This is a genomic window from Pseudomonas sp. WPR_5_2 (assembly GCF_003634475.1).
GTDB classification, from domain to species: domain Bacteria; phylum Pseudomonadota; class Gammaproteobacteria; order Pseudomonadales; family Pseudomonadaceae; genus Aquipseudomonas; species Aquipseudomonas izuensis.
Window position 1 is genome coordinate 168,396 of sequence record NZ_RBLA01000004.1, and the last position, 18,633, is coordinate 187,028.

17 protein-coding genes are annotated in these 18,633 nt (G+C 60.9%); 3 read left to right on the forward strand and 14 right to left on the reverse strand.

Annotation, left to right across the window (positions count from 1 at the left end; all coding sequences use genetic code 11):
- Nucleotides 1-52 precede the first annotated feature (52 nt).
- From BJ917_RS16450 to BJ917_RS16460, 3 genes are all read right to left on the reverse strand, one after another.
- Nucleotides 53-1,987, reverse strand: a complete 1,935-nt coding sequence (locus BJ917_RS16450; RefSeq protein ID WP_096513693.1) for a methyl-accepting chemotaxis protein — start codon at nucleotides 1,985-1,987, stop codon at nucleotides 53-55.
- Between the two features lie 149 nt (nucleotides 1,988-2,136).
- Complete coding sequence (locus BJ917_RS16455; RefSeq protein WP_095192127.1) at nucleotides 2,137-3,429, reverse strand: adenylosuccinate synthase; 1,293 nt, start codon at nucleotides 3,427-3,429, stop codon at nucleotides 2,137-2,139.
- Nucleotides 3,430-3,483: 54 nt separating this feature from the next.
- A complete protein-coding gene (locus BJ917_RS16460; protein ID WP_121103860.1) occupies nucleotides 3,484-4,671 on the reverse strand; it encodes an ATP phosphoribosyltransferase regulatory subunit in 1,188 nt (395 codons plus the stop codon).
- 49 nt (nucleotides 4,672-4,720) lie between these two features.
- On the opposite strand from BJ917_RS16460, the gene BJ917_RS31800 reads away from it, so the two are divergent.
- A complete protein-coding gene (locus BJ917_RS31800; protein ID WP_147432576.1) occupies nucleotides 4,721-4,966 on the forward strand; it encodes a hypothetical protein in 246 nt (81 codons plus the stop codon).
- A 17-nt stretch (nucleotides 4,967-4,983) separates the two neighbouring features.
- Here BJ917_RS31800 and hflC read toward each other — a convergent pair whose 3' ends face one another.
- The 9 genes from hflC to BJ917_RS16505 all read right to left on the reverse strand — a co-directional run bounded on the left by hflC (nucleotide 4,984) and on the right by BJ917_RS16505 (nucleotide 15,061).
- Nucleotides 4,984-5,853, reverse strand: coding sequence for a protease modulator HflC (hflC, locus tag BJ917_RS16465; protein WP_096513695.1), 870 nt, complete (start codon nucleotides 5,851-5,853; stop codon nucleotides 4,984-4,986).
- Nucleotides 5,853-7,028 carry an FtsH protease activity modulator HflK gene (gene hflK, locus BJ917_RS16470; protein WP_096513696.1) on the reverse strand — a complete coding sequence of 392 codons (1,176 nt, stop codon included), beginning with the start codon at nucleotides 7,026-7,028 and terminating at the stop codon, nucleotides 5,853-5,855. The genes hflC and hflK overlap by 1 nt, the downstream gene beginning before the upstream one ends.
- A 96-nt stretch (nucleotides 7,029-7,124) precedes the next feature.
- Complete coding sequence (gene hflX / locus BJ917_RS16475) at nucleotides 7,125-8,426, reverse strand: ribosome rescue GTPase HflX (RefSeq protein ID WP_096513697.1); 1,302 nt, start codon at nucleotides 8,424-8,426, stop codon at nucleotides 7,125-7,127.
- A gap of 12 nt (nucleotides 8,427-8,438) precedes the next feature.
- Nucleotides 8,439-8,699, reverse strand: coding sequence for an RNA chaperone Hfq (gene hfq / locus BJ917_RS16480; RefSeq protein ID WP_007902656.1), 261 nt, complete (start codon nucleotides 8,697-8,699; stop codon nucleotides 8,439-8,441).
- A 95-nt stretch (nucleotides 8,700-8,794) separates the two neighbouring features.
- Entirely contained in the window at nucleotides 8,795-9,766 is a 972-nt protein-coding gene (miaA, locus tag BJ917_RS16485; RefSeq protein WP_121103861.1) for a tRNA (adenosine(37)-N6)-dimethylallyltransferase MiaA, read from the reverse strand.
- Nucleotides 9,766-11,664 carry a DNA mismatch repair endonuclease MutL gene (mutL, locus tag BJ917_RS16490; RefSeq protein WP_177435598.1) on the reverse strand — a complete coding sequence of 633 codons (1,899 nt, stop codon included), beginning with the start codon at nucleotides 11,662-11,664 and terminating at the stop codon, nucleotides 9,766-9,768. The genes miaA and mutL overlap by 1 nt, the downstream gene beginning before the upstream one ends.
- Nucleotides 11,665-11,672: 8 nt before the next feature.
- Nucleotides 11,673-13,103, reverse strand: coding sequence for an N-acetylmuramoyl-L-alanine amidase (locus BJ917_RS16495; RefSeq protein WP_096513700.1), 1,431 nt, complete (start codon nucleotides 13,101-13,103; stop codon nucleotides 11,673-11,675).
- Nucleotides 13,104-13,574, reverse strand: coding sequence for a tRNA (adenosine(37)-N6)-threonylcarbamoyltransferase complex ATPase subunit type 1 TsaE (gene tsaE, locus BJ917_RS16500; RefSeq protein WP_096513701.1), 471 nt, complete (start codon nucleotides 13,572-13,574; stop codon nucleotides 13,104-13,106).
- On the reverse strand, nucleotides 13,562-15,061 hold the full coding sequence (locus BJ917_RS16505) for an NAD(P)H-hydrate dehydratase (protein WP_121103863.1): 1,500 nt from the start codon (nucleotides 15,059-15,061) through the stop codon (nucleotides 13,562-13,564). The genes tsaE and BJ917_RS16505 overlap by 13 nt, the downstream gene beginning before the upstream one ends.
- 63 nt (nucleotides 15,062-15,124) lie before the next feature.
- Here BJ917_RS16505 and queG point away from each other — a divergent pair, with 63 nt between their 5' ends.
- A complete protein-coding gene (gene queG / locus BJ917_RS16510; protein WP_096513703.1) occupies nucleotides 15,125-16,204 on the forward strand; it encodes a tRNA epoxyqueuosine(34) reductase QueG in 1,080 nt (359 codons plus the stop codon).
- Here the strand turns inward: queG and BJ917_RS16515 are convergent.
- Together BJ917_RS16515 and orn are read right to left on the reverse strand one after the other, a co-directional pair.
- On the reverse strand, nucleotides 16,186-16,797 hold the full coding sequence (locus BJ917_RS16515; RefSeq protein ID WP_096513704.1) for a trimeric intracellular cation channel family protein: 612 nt from the start codon (nucleotides 16,795-16,797) through the stop codon (nucleotides 16,186-16,188). The two genes, queG and BJ917_RS16515, sit on opposite strands and share 19 nt — an antisense overlap.
- Nucleotides 16,798-16,949: 152 nt before the next feature.
- On the reverse strand, nucleotides 16,950-17,492 hold the full coding sequence (gene orn / locus BJ917_RS16520) for an oligoribonuclease (RefSeq protein ID WP_096513705.1): 543 nt from the start codon (nucleotides 17,490-17,492) through the stop codon (nucleotides 16,950-16,952).
- A 107-nt stretch (nucleotides 17,493-17,599) separates the two neighbouring features.
- Between orn and rsgA the strand changes: the two genes are divergently transcribed.
- The gene (gene rsgA / locus BJ917_RS16525; protein WP_121103864.1) at nucleotides 17,600-18,631 is read left to right on the forward strand and encodes a small ribosomal subunit biogenesis GTPase RsgA; all 1,032 of its coding nucleotides are present in this window, start codon (nucleotides 17,600-17,602) and stop codon (nucleotides 18,629-18,631) included.
- Nucleotides 18,632-18,633: the final 2 nt, after the last annotated feature.

The following is an 18,633-nucleotide window of genomic DNA, read 5'->3' on the forward strand; positions in this document are numbered from 1 at the left end:
CATTGTGGGAGCGAGCCTGCTCGCGAAGGGGCCCGCTCAATCAAAGAAAATCTTAAGCCCTGAACTGCCCCAGGCTCGCCTTCAACTGCGCCGCCAACCCATCCAGCACCTTGCCGCTGGCCGTGGTTTCCACCACCGCCTGAGCCGCCTTCTCGGCCTGTGCATGAATCGTTTCTACGCGCCCCCGCACTGCCTGAGCCCCCTGCGCCTGGTGCGCTGCTGCCTGGGTCGCCAGACCAATCGCCGTATGTACCTGCTCAACCGATGCCTGCACCGATTGCTGCAAACGCGCACTGTCGCGTAACACCAGCAAACCTTCGCTGGCCTGACGCCCGGCCTGCCCGATCGCCGCCACCGCTTCACGTGCGCCTTGCTGCAACGCCACGATGTGCGCCTGGATATCGCCAGTGGAGCTTTGGGTCTTGCTGGCCAACGCCCGCACCTCATCAGCCACCACTGCGAATCCGCGCCCGGTCTCACCGGCTCGCGCCGCCTCGATGGCGGCATTCAATGCCAACAAGTTGGTCTGTTCGGCAATCCCGTGAATCACCGTCAACACCACTTCAATCTGTTCACTTTGCTGCGCCAGCCGCTCGATCACTTGCGCACCGGTCTCGACCTGACCGGCCAGAGCCTCGATAAGACTGCCGACTTTCGCCGAGGTCCGGGTGTTTTCATCGGTGGCCTGACGAATATCCACCACCTGCTTCAACGCCGCCTGCATGGCCTGGCTCTCGGACTGGGCCTCATCCGCCATTTGCGACAAGGCTCGCAGGCTCTCTGCCACTTCATCGCGCTGCATGCCCGCAGCCGCATCGGCTCCGGCATTGCGCAAGGTCATGGCGCCAATTTCCACGCCGGTGCGCTGGGCAACATCACCCGCCTCGCGCACGATCGGTTGCAACTTATCCACAAAGCGATTGACCGCCGAGGCCATGTCGCCGATTTCGTCCTTGCTGTTGATCTGTACACGCTTGGTCAAATCACCTTCACCGGCCGCCAGGTCATCCATGGCAGCAATCAGCATTTTCAGACGATTGACCACTCGACGCCCCAGCACCACCGCGAGCAACAGCAGAACACCTGCGCCGACTAGCGCCAGGCCCATGCCGATGCGCCAGCGCAAAGTCGCCGCCGCTTCCTGCACAGTGCTGGTGGTGTTGGCTTTCATTTCAGACGCCGTGGATTGTGCTGATTGCAGCCGTGTACGCATGGCTGTGGCGCTGTCGGCTGCCGCCCCCTTGAGACTGTCGCCTACCAGTTGGTCACTGTTGGCGATCAGGGCCGAGAAGCGCTTGTCGAGGGCTGCCAGGTCGGTTTCCACCGAAGCTGTCGAGATGCCCATCAAAACCTTGCCGATTTCCACACCATTGGGGTTGATCGAGGCTTCGAGGTAATAGACCGACGAATCGTTCTTCGCCGCGTCCAGCACCTTGTCCAGCGCCCGCTCGCCCTGGCCCTTTTCCAGCAGCGCCTTGTTGATCGGATTTTCCCGGTTGAGGTAGCGCGTCAAGTGTTGGCCCGTTGCGTCGTCGTAGACCACGAACAGCACATTAGGATTACGCTGCGCCCGGCGGGCGAATTCGGAGAGGGTTGGAACGTCGCTGTCCCACATGGCGCGAGGGGCGACCGAAGCGAGAAGCTGCGCCATATCATTGGCGGAGTCCTTCAGGTCCTTTTCCAGGGTCGCACGCAGTTGCGCCTGCTCCTCTTCCAATCGTGAGGACAACCCGGCGGTAAGACGCTGACGCGTGCTGGTGGAGAGGCTGTCGAGGCTCGACGTGACTTCACGCCCCGCCTGCTCGAGCTCGCCGGAAAGCTTTTGACTGTCCGCTCCCAGCCGCACACCCAAATCGGCTTCCAGCGCGGTCACTGTGCTCCTGGTCAGTGCAACAGCGACCAGCACCTGCACCAAAAGGGCGATACCGAGAGTAACGAACACAGGCCGTAAGAGACGGCTTTGTAACAGTGAGAGAACGGCCGACACTGGAAATCCCTCTGCTTTGGCGCCATTAAATTGATAGCACGCCAGAAGCAATGCTTTTTTAATGTTAGTAGCAAAGGTCGTGCCGTCCGACAGGCATAAACGACAAAGGCCCCGATGAAGGGGCCTTTGTTTTTTACATCAACGACTTATCAAGCGAACGGGTGACGCAGAACGATGGTTTCGTTGCGATCCGGACCCGTCGAAATAATGTCGATCGGCGCACCGACCAACTCTTCGACGCGTTTGATGTAGTTGCGTGCAGCCTGTGGCAGCTCTTCCAGCGTCTTGGCACCGAGGGTGGACTCTTTCCAGCCCGGCATCTCTTCGTACACTGGCTCCAGGCCGATGTAGCTGTCGGCGTCGGTCGGCGCGTCGATCACTGCACCGTCCTGGTTCTTGTAGCCAACGCAGATGTTGATGGTTTCCAGGCCGTCCAGTACGTCCAGCTTGGTCAGGCACAGGCCCGAGATGCTGTTGACGTCGATGGCGCGACGCAGGATGACAGCGTCGAACCAGCCGCAACGGCGGGCGCGGCCGGTGGTCGCGCCGAACTCGTGGCCACGCTTGGCCAGGAACGCGCCAACGTCGTCGAACAGTTCAGTCGGGAACGGACCCGAACCGACGCGAGTGGTGTACGCCTTGGTGATGCCGAGGATGTAATCCAGGAACATCGGGCCAACACCCGAACCGGTAGCGATGCCGCCAGCGGTGGTGTTGGAGCTGGTGACGTACGGGTAAGTACCGTGGTCGATGTCCAGCAAGGAGCCTTGGGCGCCTTCGAACATGATGTCCTTGCCAGCGCGACGCAGCTGGTGCAGCTCGGCGGTGACGTCGAGCATCATCGGCTTCAGCAGCTCGGCGTACTCCATGCATTCGTCCAGGGTTTTCTGGAAGTCGATCGCAGGCTCTTTGTAGTAATTGACCAGTACGAAGTTGTGGTAATCCAGCAACTCGCCCAGCTTGGCGGCGAAACGCTCGCGGTGGAACAGATCACCGATGCGCAGACCGCGACGTGCGACCTTGTCTTCGTAGGCCGGGCCGATGCCACGACCGGTGGTGCCGATCTTCAGCTCGCCACGGGCCTTTTCACGAGCCTGGTCCAGCGCTACGTGGTAGGACAGGATCAGCGGGCAGGACGGGCTGATGCGCAGGCGCTCGCGCACTGGCACGCCTTTCTCTTCCAGCTTGTTGATTTCCCGCAGCAGGGCGTCAGGTGCAACCACCACGCCGTTGCCGATCAGGCACTGCACGCCTTCGCGCAGCACGCCCGACGGGATCAGGTGCAAGACGGTTTTTTCACCGTCGATCACCAGGGTGTGGCCAGCGTTGTGGCCACCCTGGTAGCGCACTACGGCGGCAGCATGTTCGGTCAGCAGATCAACGATCTTGCCTTTGCCCTCATCACCCCATTGGGTGCCCAGGACTACGACATTCTTACCCATAACACTTGTCCTCATTCGCGCAAACTTGGTGCCGGCGGTAGCCGGCAGGAAAACTCAAGAAGCCAGTGGCGATACTTGCCAAAGCCCGTTCTGCTGAATCAATTGCCGGTCGCAGTCCGCTTCACGGGCGGCGGCCAAAGGTTGTCCAGGCAAGGCCTGAACGACACGCTGACCCTCACTGCGCAACTGGCAAACCTGCTGCCAGAGTGCCGCATCCGTACTGTCAGGCATCCAGATACCGCCAGACGGTAGCTCGATTTCAGCACGCCCCAGGGTCACCAGGGTTTTCAAATCGGTAGAGAAACCGGTTGCCGGACGGGCACGACCGAAGTCGGCGCCGATATCGTCGTAACGACCGCCCTGGGCAATGGACTGGCCAACACCCGGTACGAACACGGCAAACACTACACCGGTGTGGTAGTGATAACCGCGCAACTCGCCCAGGTCGAAATACAGCGGCAGTTCCGGGAACCGCGCGGACAAACGCTCGGCAATCGCCAGCAGGTCGTCCAGCGCCGCCGTCACCTGCGCCGGAGCCTTGGCCAGACGTTCGCGGGCAGCCACCAGCACTTCACGACCGCCACACAGATCGACCAACGCCCGCAGCATGTGCGACAGATCGGTCGGCAGACCTTCGGTCAAGGTAATGACCTCGTCGATGGCTTTACGTTGCAATGCGTCAAACAACTGCTGCTCGACTTCACCGGACAATCCGGCGGCGCGCGCCAGCCCGCGGTAGATGCCCACATGCCCCAGGTCCATGTGCACGTCAGGCACATCGGCCAGTTGCAGCATGGCCAGCATCAGGCTGATGACTTCAACGTCACTGCTCGGGCTGGCATCGCCGTACAACTCGGCGCCCAACTGGATCGGACTGCGCGAGGACGACAAGGCACGTGGCTGGGCATGCAGCACGCTGCCGGCATAGCACAGACGGTTCGGGCCTTCGCGACGCAGGGTATGCGCATCGATGCGCGCCACCTGCGGTGTGATGTCGGCCCGGAAACCCATCTGCCGACCCGACTGCGGGTCGATGACCTTGAAGGTCCGCAGATCCAGGTCCTGGCCCGCGCCGGTCAGCAGGGATTCCAGGTACTCGATATGGGGAGTCACGACAAACTCGTAACCCCAGCTCTGGAACAGATCCAACACCTGACGACGCGCGACTTCTATGCGCGCCGCTTCCGGTGGCAGTACTTCTTCGATGCCATCTGGCAGCAGCCAGCGGTCTACCGTTGCCATTACGCCATTCCCCTATGATCCGGGCGACAAGCCTTTGGGCGAGCCTTGAGTGAAGCAGAAAATGATTGGCTCAGCACAAACCACGCGCATGAGCGACGAAGCGAAAAGCCTGAAATGGGCTTCGCCAAGCACTTTCCTCGTAAAACCTGTCGAGCTTTTCAGCTCTCGCACCTGCACAAAAACAGCAATCAAACGTGCAGACGCAAAAAAGCCGGGAATTTCCCGGCTGCCGCATCATACACACGTTTTCCCAAAGGATCACCCCGCCAGAGGTTTTAGCCGCCCGGCGGGATGATTCGGGTCAACGTCGTATCAAGGCTTGGCTTTTTCCAGGTAGTGGAAGAAGTCACTGCTTGGGTCGAGGACCATGACGTCGGATTTGTTCGCGAAGCTTTCACGGTAGGCACGCAGGCTTCGGTAGAACGCGTAGAACTCCTGATCCTGACCGTAGGCCTTGGAGTAGATCGAAGCAGCCTGGGCGTCGCCGTCACCGCGAATCTCTTCGGATTCACGATAGGCTTCAGCCAGCAGCACGCGGCGTTGACGATCGGCGTCGGCACGGATGCCTTCTGCCAGCTCGTTACCCTTGGCGCGGTGCTCGCGAGCTTCACGCTCACGCTCGGTGCTCATACGCTCGAACACGCTGCGGTTCACTTCCTTCGGCAGGTCGATGGTCTTGACCCGGACATCGACAACTTCGATGCCCAACTCTTTTTCAGCCATCTTGTTCAGCGAAGACGTGATATCCGCCATCAGCGCATCACGCTCACCCGACACCACTTCGTGCAGGGTGCGCTTACCGAACTGGTCACGCAGGCCCGATTCCAGGCGACGGGACAGACGCTCGTCGGCAATCTGCTTGAGGCCGGAAGTCGCGGTGTAGAAACGCTCGGCGTCCTTCACGCGCCACTTGGCGAAGGCATCGACCATCACGGCTTTCTTTTCCAGCGTCAGGAAGCGTTGTGTCGGTGCATCCAGCGTCATCAGGCGTGCGTCGAATTTGCGCACCTGGTTAACGTAAGGCACTTTCACATGCAGGCCTGGCTGAACATCGGCCTGGACCACGCGACCGAACTGCAGCAACACCGCACGCTCGGTCTGAGCCACGATGTAGAAGCAGTTCCAGGCAGCGATCGCCACGACGACGCCGACAATAAGGGCGATCAGCGATTTATTGCTCATCAGCGACTCTCCCTGGTACGTGCCGGCTGTTGCTGCAGATCAGCTGCGGCACGTGCATTCGCTTCATTGCTGGTGGCTGCCGCACTGCTCATCGGCGTGCTGGTGCTGCGGCCACTGCTGTCGATCATCTTGTCCAGCGGCAGGTACAGCAGGTTGCTCTGGCCATTCTTGTTGCCGGTCACGAGAACCTTGCTGGTATTGCTGAAGACTTCCTGCATGGTGTCCAGGTACAGACGCTGACGAGTGACTTCAGGCGCCTTGCGGTACTCGGCGACCAGCTTGGTGAAGCGATCAGCCTCACCCTTGGCACGCGAGACGGTCTCGTCACGGTAACCATTGGCATCTTCGAGAATGCGCTGGGCCTGACCACGGGCTTCCGGCACGACGCCGTTGGCATAGGTTTCAGCCTGGTTGCGCGAACGCTGCTCGTCTTCACGGGCACGGATCACGTCATCGAAGGCTTCCTGCACTTCACGCGGTGCCGCTGCGCTTTGTACGTTGACCTGGGTAACGGTGATACCGGTGCGATAAGTATCCATGAAGCGTTGCAGGCGCTCCTTGATTTCGCTGGCCATCAATTCACGGCCTTCGGTCAGTACCTGGTCCATGGCGGTGGAACCCACCACATGGCGCAAGGCGCTGTCGGTCGCGTGCTGCAGGCTGATTTCCGGCTGATCGACGCTCAACACGAAGTCCTGCAGGTTGCTGATCTTGTACTGCACGGTCAGCGGCACTTCGACGATGTTTTCGTCTTCAGTCAGCATCTGGCCTTGCTTGGTGTACGCACGCTCACGCGTGACGTTTTCCATGTACTTCTTGTCGATCGGCGGGAAATAGATGTTCAGGCCCGGGCCGACGGTTTCGTAGTACTTGCCGAAGCGCAGCACCACGGCTTGCTCCTGCTCATCGACTACATAGACCGCGCTGTACAGCCACACGGCTGCCAACACGACCAGGCCAATGCCGAGCAGGCCGCCGAAGCCGCCACTCCTGCCCGGACCACCGCCGTCATCACCCCGTTTCTTACCACCACCGAACAACCCGTTCAGGCTTTCCTGCAGCTTTCGGAAGGCCTCGTCGAGATCTGGCGGCCCCTTGCGATCGCCGTTATTACGGCGCTTGCCACCCCAAGGATCCTGATTATTCGAGTTGCCACCCGGCTCATTCCAAGCCATAGCGCTCTCCATCTGATAAAGCAAAGACGCGCCCACGGCGCGCCGACCAATGCTACAGAATGCCTGTCACCACGACACAACCGCTTTCTCAGGCTTTTATTGCAAAGTGTGTTGCTCGATGAAGTCCAGCGGCTGCAAACCTTCGCGGCTTACCAGTCGATTCAATTCGACTCGCGGCAAACGAACGGCAAGCAAGCTGATGCCTTCTTCGTCGTGTTCTTCTTTCTGTACCGCACCGACTTCGAAAAACTGCGCACGCAGTCGAGCAAAACGTTGCGGCAAGCGCAAGGTACCCACAAACAAATCATCGCCGAGCAGTTCAGCAACGGCCTGCTTGAGAAGGTCAAGACCCGTACCGTCCTTGGCCGACAACCAGACCCGCTGCGGCTTGCCATCGGCATCACGCTGGATCTGCGGCTCGACACCCTCGAGCAAATCGAGTTTGTTGTATACCTCCAGGATCGGCAAGTCCTGCGCCCCGATCTCCCCGAGCACCACCATGACCTGCTCAATCTGGGCCATGCGCTCGGGCTCGTGGGAGTCGATGACATGCAGCAGCAGGTCGGAGTTGCTCGACTCTTCGAGCGTAGCCCGAAATGCCTCGACCAGTTTGTGCGGCAAGTGGCGAATGAAACCCACGGTGTCGGCCAGCACAATCGGCCCGAGGTCGTCGAGTTCAAGTCGGCGCAAGGTCGGATCGAGGGTCGCGAACAGCTGGTCAGCGGCAAAGACGTCGGATTCGGTCACCGAGTTGAACAGCGTCGACTTGCCGGCGTTGGTGTAGCCCACCAGTGAAACCGTCGGGATGTCAGCGCGCTTGCGGCCACGACGCGACTGTTCGCGCTGGCTGCGGACCTTTTCCAGGCGCCCTTTGATCTGCCGCAGGCGAACCCGCAACAGACGCCGGTCGGTTTCCAGCTGTGTTTCACCCGGACCGCGCAGACCGATACCGCCCTTCTGCCGTTCAAGGTGAGTCCAGCCACGAACCAGCCGCGTGCTCATGTGCTCAAGCTGAGCCAGTTCGACCTGGAGCTTGCCTTCATGGGTGCGGGCGCGTTGGGCGAAGATATCGAGAATCAGGCCCGTGCGGTCGATCACGCGACACTCGAAAATCCGTTCGAGGTTACGTTCCTGACTGGGCGTGAGGATGTGATTGAAAATCACCAGATCTACCTGCTCGGCTTTGACCAGGTCGCGTAACTCCTCGACCTTGCCGCTGCCAATCAGGTATTTGGCGGTTGGCCGATTACGCGGCACGTTGAAAAACGCGACGGTCTCGGCGCCAGCCGACATTGCCAATTCCTGAAACTCCTGCGGATCTTCGCGCGCCTCAGGGTCCTGACCATCCAAGTGAACGAGAATGGCTCGCTCACCACCACCGTGGCGCTCAAAGAACAAAGGAGACTCCTATCAGGCGTTACCTGGCTCAGCATCACCTGCTTCGGATTCGGTTGCGCTAGGCAGACGAATTGGACGAACCGGCACTACTGTAGAGATAGCGTGTTTGTAAACCATTTGGCTGACGGTGTTTTTCAGCAGGATAACGAACTGGTCGAAAGACTCGATCGTGCCTTGCAGTTTGATGCCGTTGACCAGGTAGATGGACACCCCAACTTTCTCTTTACGCAAAGTATTCAAGTAAGGGTCTTGTAGCGAATGCCCTTTTGACATGTGCCGCACTCCTTTAAGGATTCAATATAAAAAAATAGGTAAACAGATGGCTTGTGGCCGTCACACCCCCAAGGATAGACGGCAATTGCAAGGACTCAGCTCAATATGGAGATGGTCCCCAGGTATTTCAAGGCGCGCGGCAGATTGTCGCAATCCAGGCTGTCCAGCCAGTGTAAATCATCCCAACTGCGCAACCAGGTGAACTGACGCTTTGCCAATTGGCGCGTGGCAATGATTCCACGCTCCTGCATCTCGGCTAATGTCAGCTTGCCATCCAGGTAGTCCCAGACTTGTCGGTAGCCTACTGCACGTATAGACGGCAACCCGGCATGCAGGTCACTTCGCTTACGCAGGGCTACGACCTCGTCGATGAATCCCTGTTCCAACATTAAAGTGAATCTTTGTTTAATTCGCTCATGCAGTACCTGACGATTTGCCGGAGCAATTGCCAAGTTCGCGACAGTATAGGGCAATTGTTGCCGTCCCGAAGCGGCTGCTTCAGTACTTTGCGCAGATTGTTGCAGTCGTAGCTCAGTCATGCTTTGACCACTGACGCGATAAACTTCCAGCGCTCGACTGAGCCGCTGCGGATCGTTCGGATGAATACGCGCGGCAGAAACCGGATCGATCACCGCCAATTGTTCGTGCAAGGCTTGCCAGCCAAGGCGTGCAGCTTCTTCTTCGATCTGCGCACGCACATCCGGGTCGGCAGCCGGCATGTCGGCCAGGCCTTCGAGCAAAGCCTTGTAGTAGAGCATTGTGCCGCCTACCAGCAGCGGAATTTTTCCGCGCGCGGTGATGTCGGCCATGGCTTCGAGGGCATCACGGCGGAAATCTGCGGCCGAATAACTCTCCGCCGGATCAAGGATGTCGATCAACCGATGCGGAAACTGCGCCAAAAGCTCTTTCGAGGGCTTGGCGGTGCCGATGTCCATGCCACGGTAGACCAGCGCCGAATCGACACTGATCAGTTCGCAGGGCAGGACTTTGGTGAGTTCGATGGCCAAGTCGGTCTTGCCGGCGGCGGTCGGGCCCATCAGGAAAATTGCAGGTGGGAACTGGCTCATCAACGACCGCGCAAGAACAGTTTGTCCAGATCGTCCAGGCCCAACTGGGTCCAGGTCGGTCGGCCATGGTTGCATTGACCGCTGCGCTCGGTGTTTTCCATGTCGCGCAGCAGACCGTTCATTTCCGGCAGGGCCAGGCGCCGATTCGCCCGTACCGCGCCGTGGCAGGCCATGGTGCCAAGCAGTTCGTTCAGGTGTGCCTGAATGCGATCGCTGGTGCCGTACTCCATCAGGTCGGCCAACACATCGCCAACCAGTCGATTGGCTTCAGCCTGCTTGAGCAGCGCCGGAATCTGCCGGATGGCCAGGGTTTCCGGACCGAGGCGCTGCAACTCGAAGCCCAGGCGCTGGAACCAGGCGACGTGCTCCTCGGCGCAATCGGCTTCGCGCTGGCTGACCGCCAGGGACTCCGGCACCAGTAGCGGCTGCCCGCTCAGGCCTTCACTGGCCATGGCGACCTTCAGGCGTTCGTACATGATCCGCTCGTGAGCGGCGTGCATGTCCACCAGCACCAGACCCTGGGCGTTTTCCGAAAGAATATAAATACCCTTGAGCTGCGCCAGCGCATAGCCCAGCGGCGGGATGTCGCCTTGTCCGGCCGGCAGCGCGGCCGCATTGGCCTCGGGCAACGGCGCGAAGAATTCACGATAGGCGGCTTGCGCTTCAGCGGCGGGAACAGCGGACTGAGGACGCGGGGTGTATTGATACTGATACCCCGCTCCGGCGCCGGAGCCGGCGGGCGGGCTGAATGTCGGTTGCGCCTGGGGCTGCTCCAACAGTGCGTTCGCGGCCAGGCGCATCTCACCCTGAGGACCGAACTCGCCTGCTTCGAGGCCCGTAGGCCGCACAACGGCTGTCTCGACCGGTGCGGCAAGATGATCTTCCGGCCGCACATCGCCCAGGGCCCGGTGCAGCGTGCCATATAGGAAATCGTGGACCATGCGCCCGTCGCGGAAACGCACTTCGTGCTTGGTCGGGTGCACGTTGACGTCAACACCCGCCGGATCGACTTCGAAAAACAGCACGAATGTCGGGTGCCGGCCATTGAACAGCACATCGCGATAAGCCTGGCGTACCGCGTGAGCCACCAGCTTGTCGCGCACGGCACGGCCGTTGACGAAGAAATACTGCAAATCCGCCTGACTGCGGTTGAACGTCGGCAACCCGACCCAACCCCAAAGATGCAGGCCGTTGCGCTCGATTTCGATCGGCAGCGCCTGTTCCAGGAAACCGGGACCGCAAATCGCCGCCACGCGCCGGGCACGGGCCGCATCATCGTGGGCCTCATGCAGGCTGAGGATGGTCTTGCCGTTGTGGCGCAGATGGAACGCCACGTCGAAACGCGCCAGGGCCAGACGCCTGATCACTTCTTGCAGATGATCGAATTCGGTTTTCTCGGTCTTGAGAAACTTGCGTCGCGCCGGGGTATTGAAAAACAGGTCGCGAACTTCGACAGAGGTACCCACCGGATGCGCTGCCGGTTGCACGCGAGGCGCCATGTCACGGCCTTCGGTCTCGACCTGCCAGGCCTGATCGGCATCGCGGGTGCGGGAGGTCAGGGTCAGGCGCGCCACGGAACTGATCGACGCCAATGCCTCACCGCGAAAACCCAGGCTCATGACCTGTTCCAGGTCTTCCAGGTTGCGGATTTTACTGGTGGCATGTCGCGCCAGGGCCAGTGGCAGGTCATCGGCGGAAATGCCGCTGCCATCGTCGCGCACCCGCAGCAACTTGACGCCGCCCTGCTCGACATCGACATCGATGCGCCTGGCGCCGGAGTCGAGGCTGTTCTCCAGCAACTCCTTGATCACCGAAGCCGGACGTTCAACCACCTCACCGGCGGCAATCTGGTTCGCCAGCCGCGGGCTGAGCAGCTCGATGCGGGCAGCGTTGGTCAGCACCTGGTTCATTCCTTGGCCGCCAGTTCAGTGCCAGGGATGGTCAAGTGCTGACCGACCTTGAGCTCGTCGCTCGCCAGGTTGTTGGCACTGCGCAACGTGGCCGGTGATACCTGATAACGCACGGCGATCATCGCCAGCGTCTCGCCCGGGCTTACCCGGTGATCACGCGGACCTTGGGCGATCTTCCCGGAGTCCCGCAGCCACGCAATGTAGGTGCCCGGTGGCGGGTTTTGCTGGAAGAACTGGCGCACGCCACTGCTGATGGAGCGTGCCAGCGCCTGCTGGTGGCTCGACGCGGCAAGTTTGGACGCTTCATTGGCATTGGAGATGAACCCGGTTTCCACCAGGATCGACGGGATGTCCGGCGACTTCAGCACCATGAACCCGGCCTGTTCAACCCGTTGCTTGTGCAGCGGCGTGACCCGGCCGATGTTACTCAACACTTTCTGACCGACGTTCAGGCTGGAAGTCAGGGAAGCGGTCATCGACAGGTCGAGCAGCACACCCGCGAGCATGCGGTCCTTGTCGTCGAGGCTGACGTTGCCGGCACCACCGATCAGGTCGGAGCGGTTTTCACTGTCGGCCAGCCAGCGTGCGGTCTCCGATGTGGCGCCACGATCGGACAGGGCGAACACCGAAGCACCGAAAGCAGCGGCTGAAGGCGCGGCGTCGGCGTGAATAGAGACGAACAGGTCGGCGCCTTTCTTGCGGGCGATTTCGGTACGCCCACGCAACGGAATGAAGTAGTCGCCGGTGCGGGTCAGTTCGGCGCGGAAACCTTTCATGCCGTTGACCTGGCGCTGCAATTCCCGGGCGATGGCCAGCACCACGTCTTTTTCGCGCTGACCGCGAGAGCCGGAGGCGCCCGGATCTTCACCGCCGTGACCGGCGTCGATCACCACAATGATGTCGCGCTTGCCCGCCGGTGCCGGCGGTAATTTGATTGCAGGTTCCGTCGGCGTGACCGGCACGGCAGGCACCGTGGCCACCGACGGCGTCGGCGCAGGTGGTGGTGCGGCGTCGGACGGGTTATCGAACAGGTCGACCACCAGTCGGTTGCCGTACTGGGCATTGGGGGCCAGCGAGAAGCTTTTCGGAGTAACGGCCTTTTTCAGGTCGATAACCACCCTCAGGTCAGTCGGCGTGCGTTGGGCCGAGCGCATGGCAGTGATCGGGGTATTGGCGCTGTTTACATTCAATGGCGCTCCCAGGGTAGCGCCATTGATGTCGATAACCAGGCGATCCGGCGCCGTCAGGGTAAAGACGCTGTGCTGCACGGGGCCGGTCAGGTCAAACACCAGCCGCGTGTTGTCCGGCGCCCGCCACAGGCGAACACTGTTGACCTTTGTCTCGGCCACAGCGTCGACGGTCACCGCCAGAAACAGCACCCCTACGGCAGCAACCAACGCGCGAAAGCGCATACCTAACCCCATCATTTATTTGGATTCCAATGCCAAAGCGGCACACCACGACTCGCCACGCGAGCCCTGGGACAAAATTTTCAGCGAACGCCCGCTGCCTTGCGGGCTAATGGTAATGGTCAGGTCGGGCTTTGGCAAAAAGCCTGCACCTTTATCCGGCCATTCGATCAGACACAGGGCGTCGTCTTCGAAATAGTCGCGGATACCGAGGAATTCCAGCTCCTCCGGATCGACCAGGCGATACAGGTCAAAATGGAAAGCGCGAATATCGCCAATCTCGTAGGGTTCGACCAGGGTGAATGTCGGACTTTTTACCGCTCCGATGTGCCCCAGCCCCCGAATGATGCCCCGGGACAATGTGGTTTTGCCCATTCCCAGGTTGCCTTCGAGAAAGATCAGGCCGTGCCCTTTTGTGGTTTGGGCGATGCGAGCGCCAAACGCGGTCATCGCCTCTTCATCAGCCAGGTACAGGGTTACTTCAGACACGGTGCTTGCTCCTCCAACAACTGACGAATGGCTGGAATCAGATCACTGGCCGCCAGCCCACGGCCGAATTTGCCTTGTTGCTCACCCGCGTTGGCATGCAGCCAGACCGCCAGGCAGGCCGCATTGAACGCGTCCATCCCCTGGGCCAGCAGAGCGCCGACCAGACCGGCCAGCACATCGCCCAAACCCGCGGTGGCCATGGCCGGATGACCCTGATGACATACGGCCAGCCGCCCGTCGGGACTGGCGATCAGGCTGCCGGCGCCCTTGAGCACCACGACTGCTGCATATTTTTTACTCAGCGCATGAGCCGCCGCGGGGCGATCAGCCTGAATCTCGGCAGTGCTCATGCCCAGCAACCGCGCCGCTTCGCCCGGATGCGGCGTAATGACACAATCCTTGGGCAAGTTCACACGTTCCTCGGCCAGCATGTTCAGCGCGTCGGCATCCCAGACTTGCGGCAGGGGTGCGTTGGCGGCAGCGGACAACAAGCTGCGCCCCCAGGCGGACTGCCCCAGCCCCGGGCCGATCACCAGCACGGACACCTTTTGCAGCAATTCCATCAACTGATTGGCCGATGACGTGCCCAGCACCATCGCTTCGGGGATTCTGGCCAGCGCGGCGGGCACATGTTCGCTGCGCGTCGCCACTGACACCATGCCGGCGCCGCTGCGCAGCGCACTTTGCGCGCTCAGCAGGATCGCGCCACCCAGGCCGCGATCGCCGCCCACCAGCAGCACATGACCGAATTTGCCTTTATGGGAAGTCGGCGTCCGAGCGGGAAGACATGGCAGGTTGCCGGCCATCAGGCGAAGGGCACTGGTCGGCGCGCCTTCGAGCAGCTGCGGATCGGCATGCAGGTCGTTGAAAACCAGTTCGCCCACCACGTCCGCCGCGTCACCGGTGAACAATCCCAGTTTCAAGCCAATGAAGGTGACCGTCAGATCGGCTCGAACGGCACGGCCGAGGATATGACCGGTATCGGCGCAGAGCCCGGAAGGGATATCCACAGCCACCACTGGCCGTCCACTGGCATTGATTGCACCAATGACGCCGGCGTACGGTTCGCGTACGTCACCGGTCAAGCCGGTGCCGAGCAAGGCGTCCAGTACTATCCCACGACATTCCGATTGCCCGCTCCACGCTTCGATGCGGACGTTTTCGGATACCGCCTCGGCATGGGCCGACGCCGCATCACCGCGCAGTTGCAGCGGATCGCCTACCGCCAGCACCCGGACCCACCAACCGGCGCGCCTGGCCAATACGGCCACCAGGTAACCGTCACCGGCGTTATTGCCGTGGCCGGCAACCACTGTCAATTCACTTGCCGCCGGCCATTGGCGGACCAGCGCGCGCCAGGTTGCCCGCGCCGCCCGCTGCATCAGTTCGAAGCCCGGGGTGCCGGCCGCGATCAGGCTCGCATCGAGCCCTCGGACCTGCGCGGCGCTGTACAGCGCGTCGGGTAAATCATCTTTAGTGTGCGGCATGCGTCTTCAGGCTCCGATGTCTGGCAGAATTATACGCACCTCAGCTCCGGTTTCTCTCGCCTCATGCCCGCTATTACCACGGACCTGCCCGCCCTCGCCCAATCCATCAAGGACTGGGGCCGCGAGCTGGGCTTCCAGCAAGTCGGCATCAGCGGCCTCGACCTCGGGGAGCATGAGCAGCACCTGCAGCGCTGGCTCGATGCCGGTTACCACGGCGAAATGGACTACATGGGCGCCCATGGCAGCAAACGCTCGCACCCGGATGAGCTGGTGCCGGGCACTTTGCGCGTGGTTTCGCTGCGCATGGACTACCTGTCGGGCGACACCAAAATGGCGCAATTGCTGGCTCAACCGGAAAAAGCCTACGTCTCGCGTTATGCCTTGGGCCGCGATTACCACAAGTTGATCCGTAAACGCGTGCAACAACTGGCGGAAAAAATTCAGGCGGTCATTGGTCCGTTCGGTTACCGCGCCTTCGTGGACAGTGCCCCGGTGCTGGAAAAAGCCATCGCGGAAAAGGCCGGCCTTGGATGGATCGGCAAAAACACGCTGGTCTTGAATCGCAAGGCCGGCAGTTATTTCTTCCTCGCCGAATTGTTCGTCGATTTGCCGCTACCCGTGGACCCGCCACACGCCACCGAGCATTGCGGCCGCTGCAGCGCCTGCCTGGACATCTGTCCGACCAATGCCTTCGTCGGCCCCTATGTACTGGATGCCCGGCGCTGCATTTCCTATCTGACCATCGAACTCAAAGGCGCCATACCTGTAGATCTGCGACCGCTGATCGGCAACCGGGTGTTCGGCTGCGATGACTGCCAGATCGTCTGCCCCTGGAACCGATTCGCCAGCCCATCCGGCGAAGGCGACTTCAAGCCACGGCACAACCTGGACAACGCCAGCCTGGCCGAACTGTTCATGTGGGACGAAGACAAATTTTTAAGCAGCACTGAAGGATCGCCGCTAAGACGTGCAGGCTACGAAAGCTGGTTGCGCAATCTGGCCGTCGGGCTGGGCAACGCGCCTTCAACGATTCCGGTATTGGAAGCGTTGAAGGCGCGGCGAGAATATCCATCCGAGATGGTGCGTGAGCATGTCGAGTGGGCATTGCAGCAACATGCCGAACGTCAGGCTTCGTCGTTATAAACGAACTTGGGCATTTCCCAATGGAAACGGATCGCCAGCAAGCGCAACAGAAAGCCGCCAAATAGCGTGATCAGAATCGCCTGCTCACCCGGCACGTTCAGATACAGGCAAAACATGTAACACCACGCTGCCGCAAACGAGACGCTGGCATAAAGTTCGCGGCGGAAGATCAACGGGATGTCGTTGCAGAAAATGTCCCGCAGGATACCGCCGAAAACCCCGGTGATCACGCCGCTGACCGACGCAACCAACATGCCATGGCCCATTTCCAGGGCGGTCATGCAGCCAATCAGGGTGAATGCCACCAGACCGACGGCATCGAGCACCAGAAACAGCGAGCGCAGATGGCGCATCCAGCGGGCGGTGAACACCGTGAACATGGCTGCGATGGTTGTCAGGACCAGGTATTCCGGGTGTTTGACCCAGGTCAGCGGGTAGTGGCCCAGCAACACATCACGCACCGAACCGCCGCCCAATGCCGTAACACACGCAATCAGTACCACGCCAAACCAATCCATTCCTCGACGGCCCGCAGACAGGGCACCGGTCATGGCTTCGGCGGTGATGGCGATCAGGTAAAGCATCAACAACATGGTGGCGGTCCTTGCAGAAAGGCGCGCAGTCTAGCCATATAAGGTCAGCACCAAAAGAGGGCACCCGCACCTTTAGGAGCCGGCTTGCCGGCGAAGGCGTCCTCAAGGGCCTCTTCGCTGGCAAGCCAGCTCCTACAGGTCGCTGGTCAGGCTCAAGACTTGATGAAATGCTGGCGGTAGTGCTGCAACTCGGCGATGGATTCGCGGATGTCGTCCAGGGCCAGGTGGGTGCTGCCTTTCTTGAAGCTGTCGCGCACGTCCGGCGCCCAGCGCGCGGCCAGTTCCTTGAGGGTCGAGACGTCGAGGTTGCGGTAGTGGAAATAGCTTTCCAGGGATTTCATGTGGGTATAAAGGAAGCGACGGTCCTGGCAGATGCTGTTGCCGCAGATCGGCGACTTGCCTTTCGGCACCCACTTTTCCAGGAAGGCGATGGTCTCGGCTTCCGCTTCAGCCATGCTGATACGGCTTTCTCGCACGCGCTGAGTCAGACCCGAATTGCCGTGGGTGCGGGTGTTCCACTCGTCCATGCGAGCGAGGACTTCGTCGCTGTGGTGGATAGCGATCACCGGGCCTTCGGCCAGGGTGTTCAGGTCGCTGTCGGTCACGATGGTGGCCATTTCGATAATGACGTCGTTATCCGGGTCCAGACCGGTCATTTCCAGGTCGATCCAGATCAGGTTCTGCGAATTTTGCATGTGTCGGCTCCTAGGCAATGCTGCGCAGTTTAGCCTAGGCCGGTGGCCGGGCGTGCTAAACTCGCGGCCGTTTTACCTAATCGCTGCATTATTACTACGGAACACCCATGGCCAAACGCCAACTCAATCGTCGTCAAAACTGGCGCATCGAAAAGATTCAGGGCGAACGCGCTGCCCGCGCCGCCAAACGTGAGTCCTCGGCTGTCGAGGCACTCGAAGGTGGCGACCTGGGCCCGGAACAGCACGGCCTGGTGATCGCGCACTTCGGCGTGCAGGTCGAGGTCGAGGCCCGCGACGGCGAGCTGGCCGGCCAGGTGTTCCGTTGCCACCTGCGCGCCAACCTGCCGGCGCTGGTCACCGGCGATCAGGTGGTCTGGCGTGCCGGCAACCAGGGCATCGGCGTGATCGTGGCGCAACTGCCGCGCAACACCGAACTGTGCCGACCGGACAGCCGTGGCCAGCTCAAGCCGGTGGCGGCGAACGTCGACATGATTGTCATCGTTTTCGCACCACTGCCAGAACCTCATGCCAACCTGATCGACCGCTACCTTGTAGCTGCCGAACACGCGGGCATCAAGCCGCTGCTGTTGCTGAACAAGTTCGACCTGATCGACGAGCAAAACGCCCCGGCGTTGAATGCCCTGTTGGGTGTTTATCGCACGCTTGGATATCCGGTCCTGGAAGTGTCGGCGCATCACGGCAACGGCATGGAGCAACTGCAGAAGCAACTCGACGGGCGCATCAGCGTGTTCGTCGGTCAGTCCGGCGTCGGCAAGTCATCGCTGGTCAACAGCCTGCTGCCGGATGTCGAGACCCGTGTCGGCCCGCTGTCCGAGCTGTCCGGCCAGGGCACTCACACCACCACCACCGCACGCTTGTTCCACTTCCCCGGTGGCGGTGAGCTGATCGACTCCCCGGGTATCCGCGAATTCGGCCTGGGCCACGTCAGCCGCGCTGACGTCGAAGCCGGCTTCATCGAATTCAACGACCTGCTCGGCACCTGCCGCTTCCGTGACTGCAAGCACGATCGCGAACCGGGTTGCGCCCTGCTCAAGGCCCTGGAAGATGGCCGTGTGCAGCAGCAACGGATGAACAGCTACCGCTCGATCATCGCCAGCCTGCCGGAAAACGGTTACTGAGC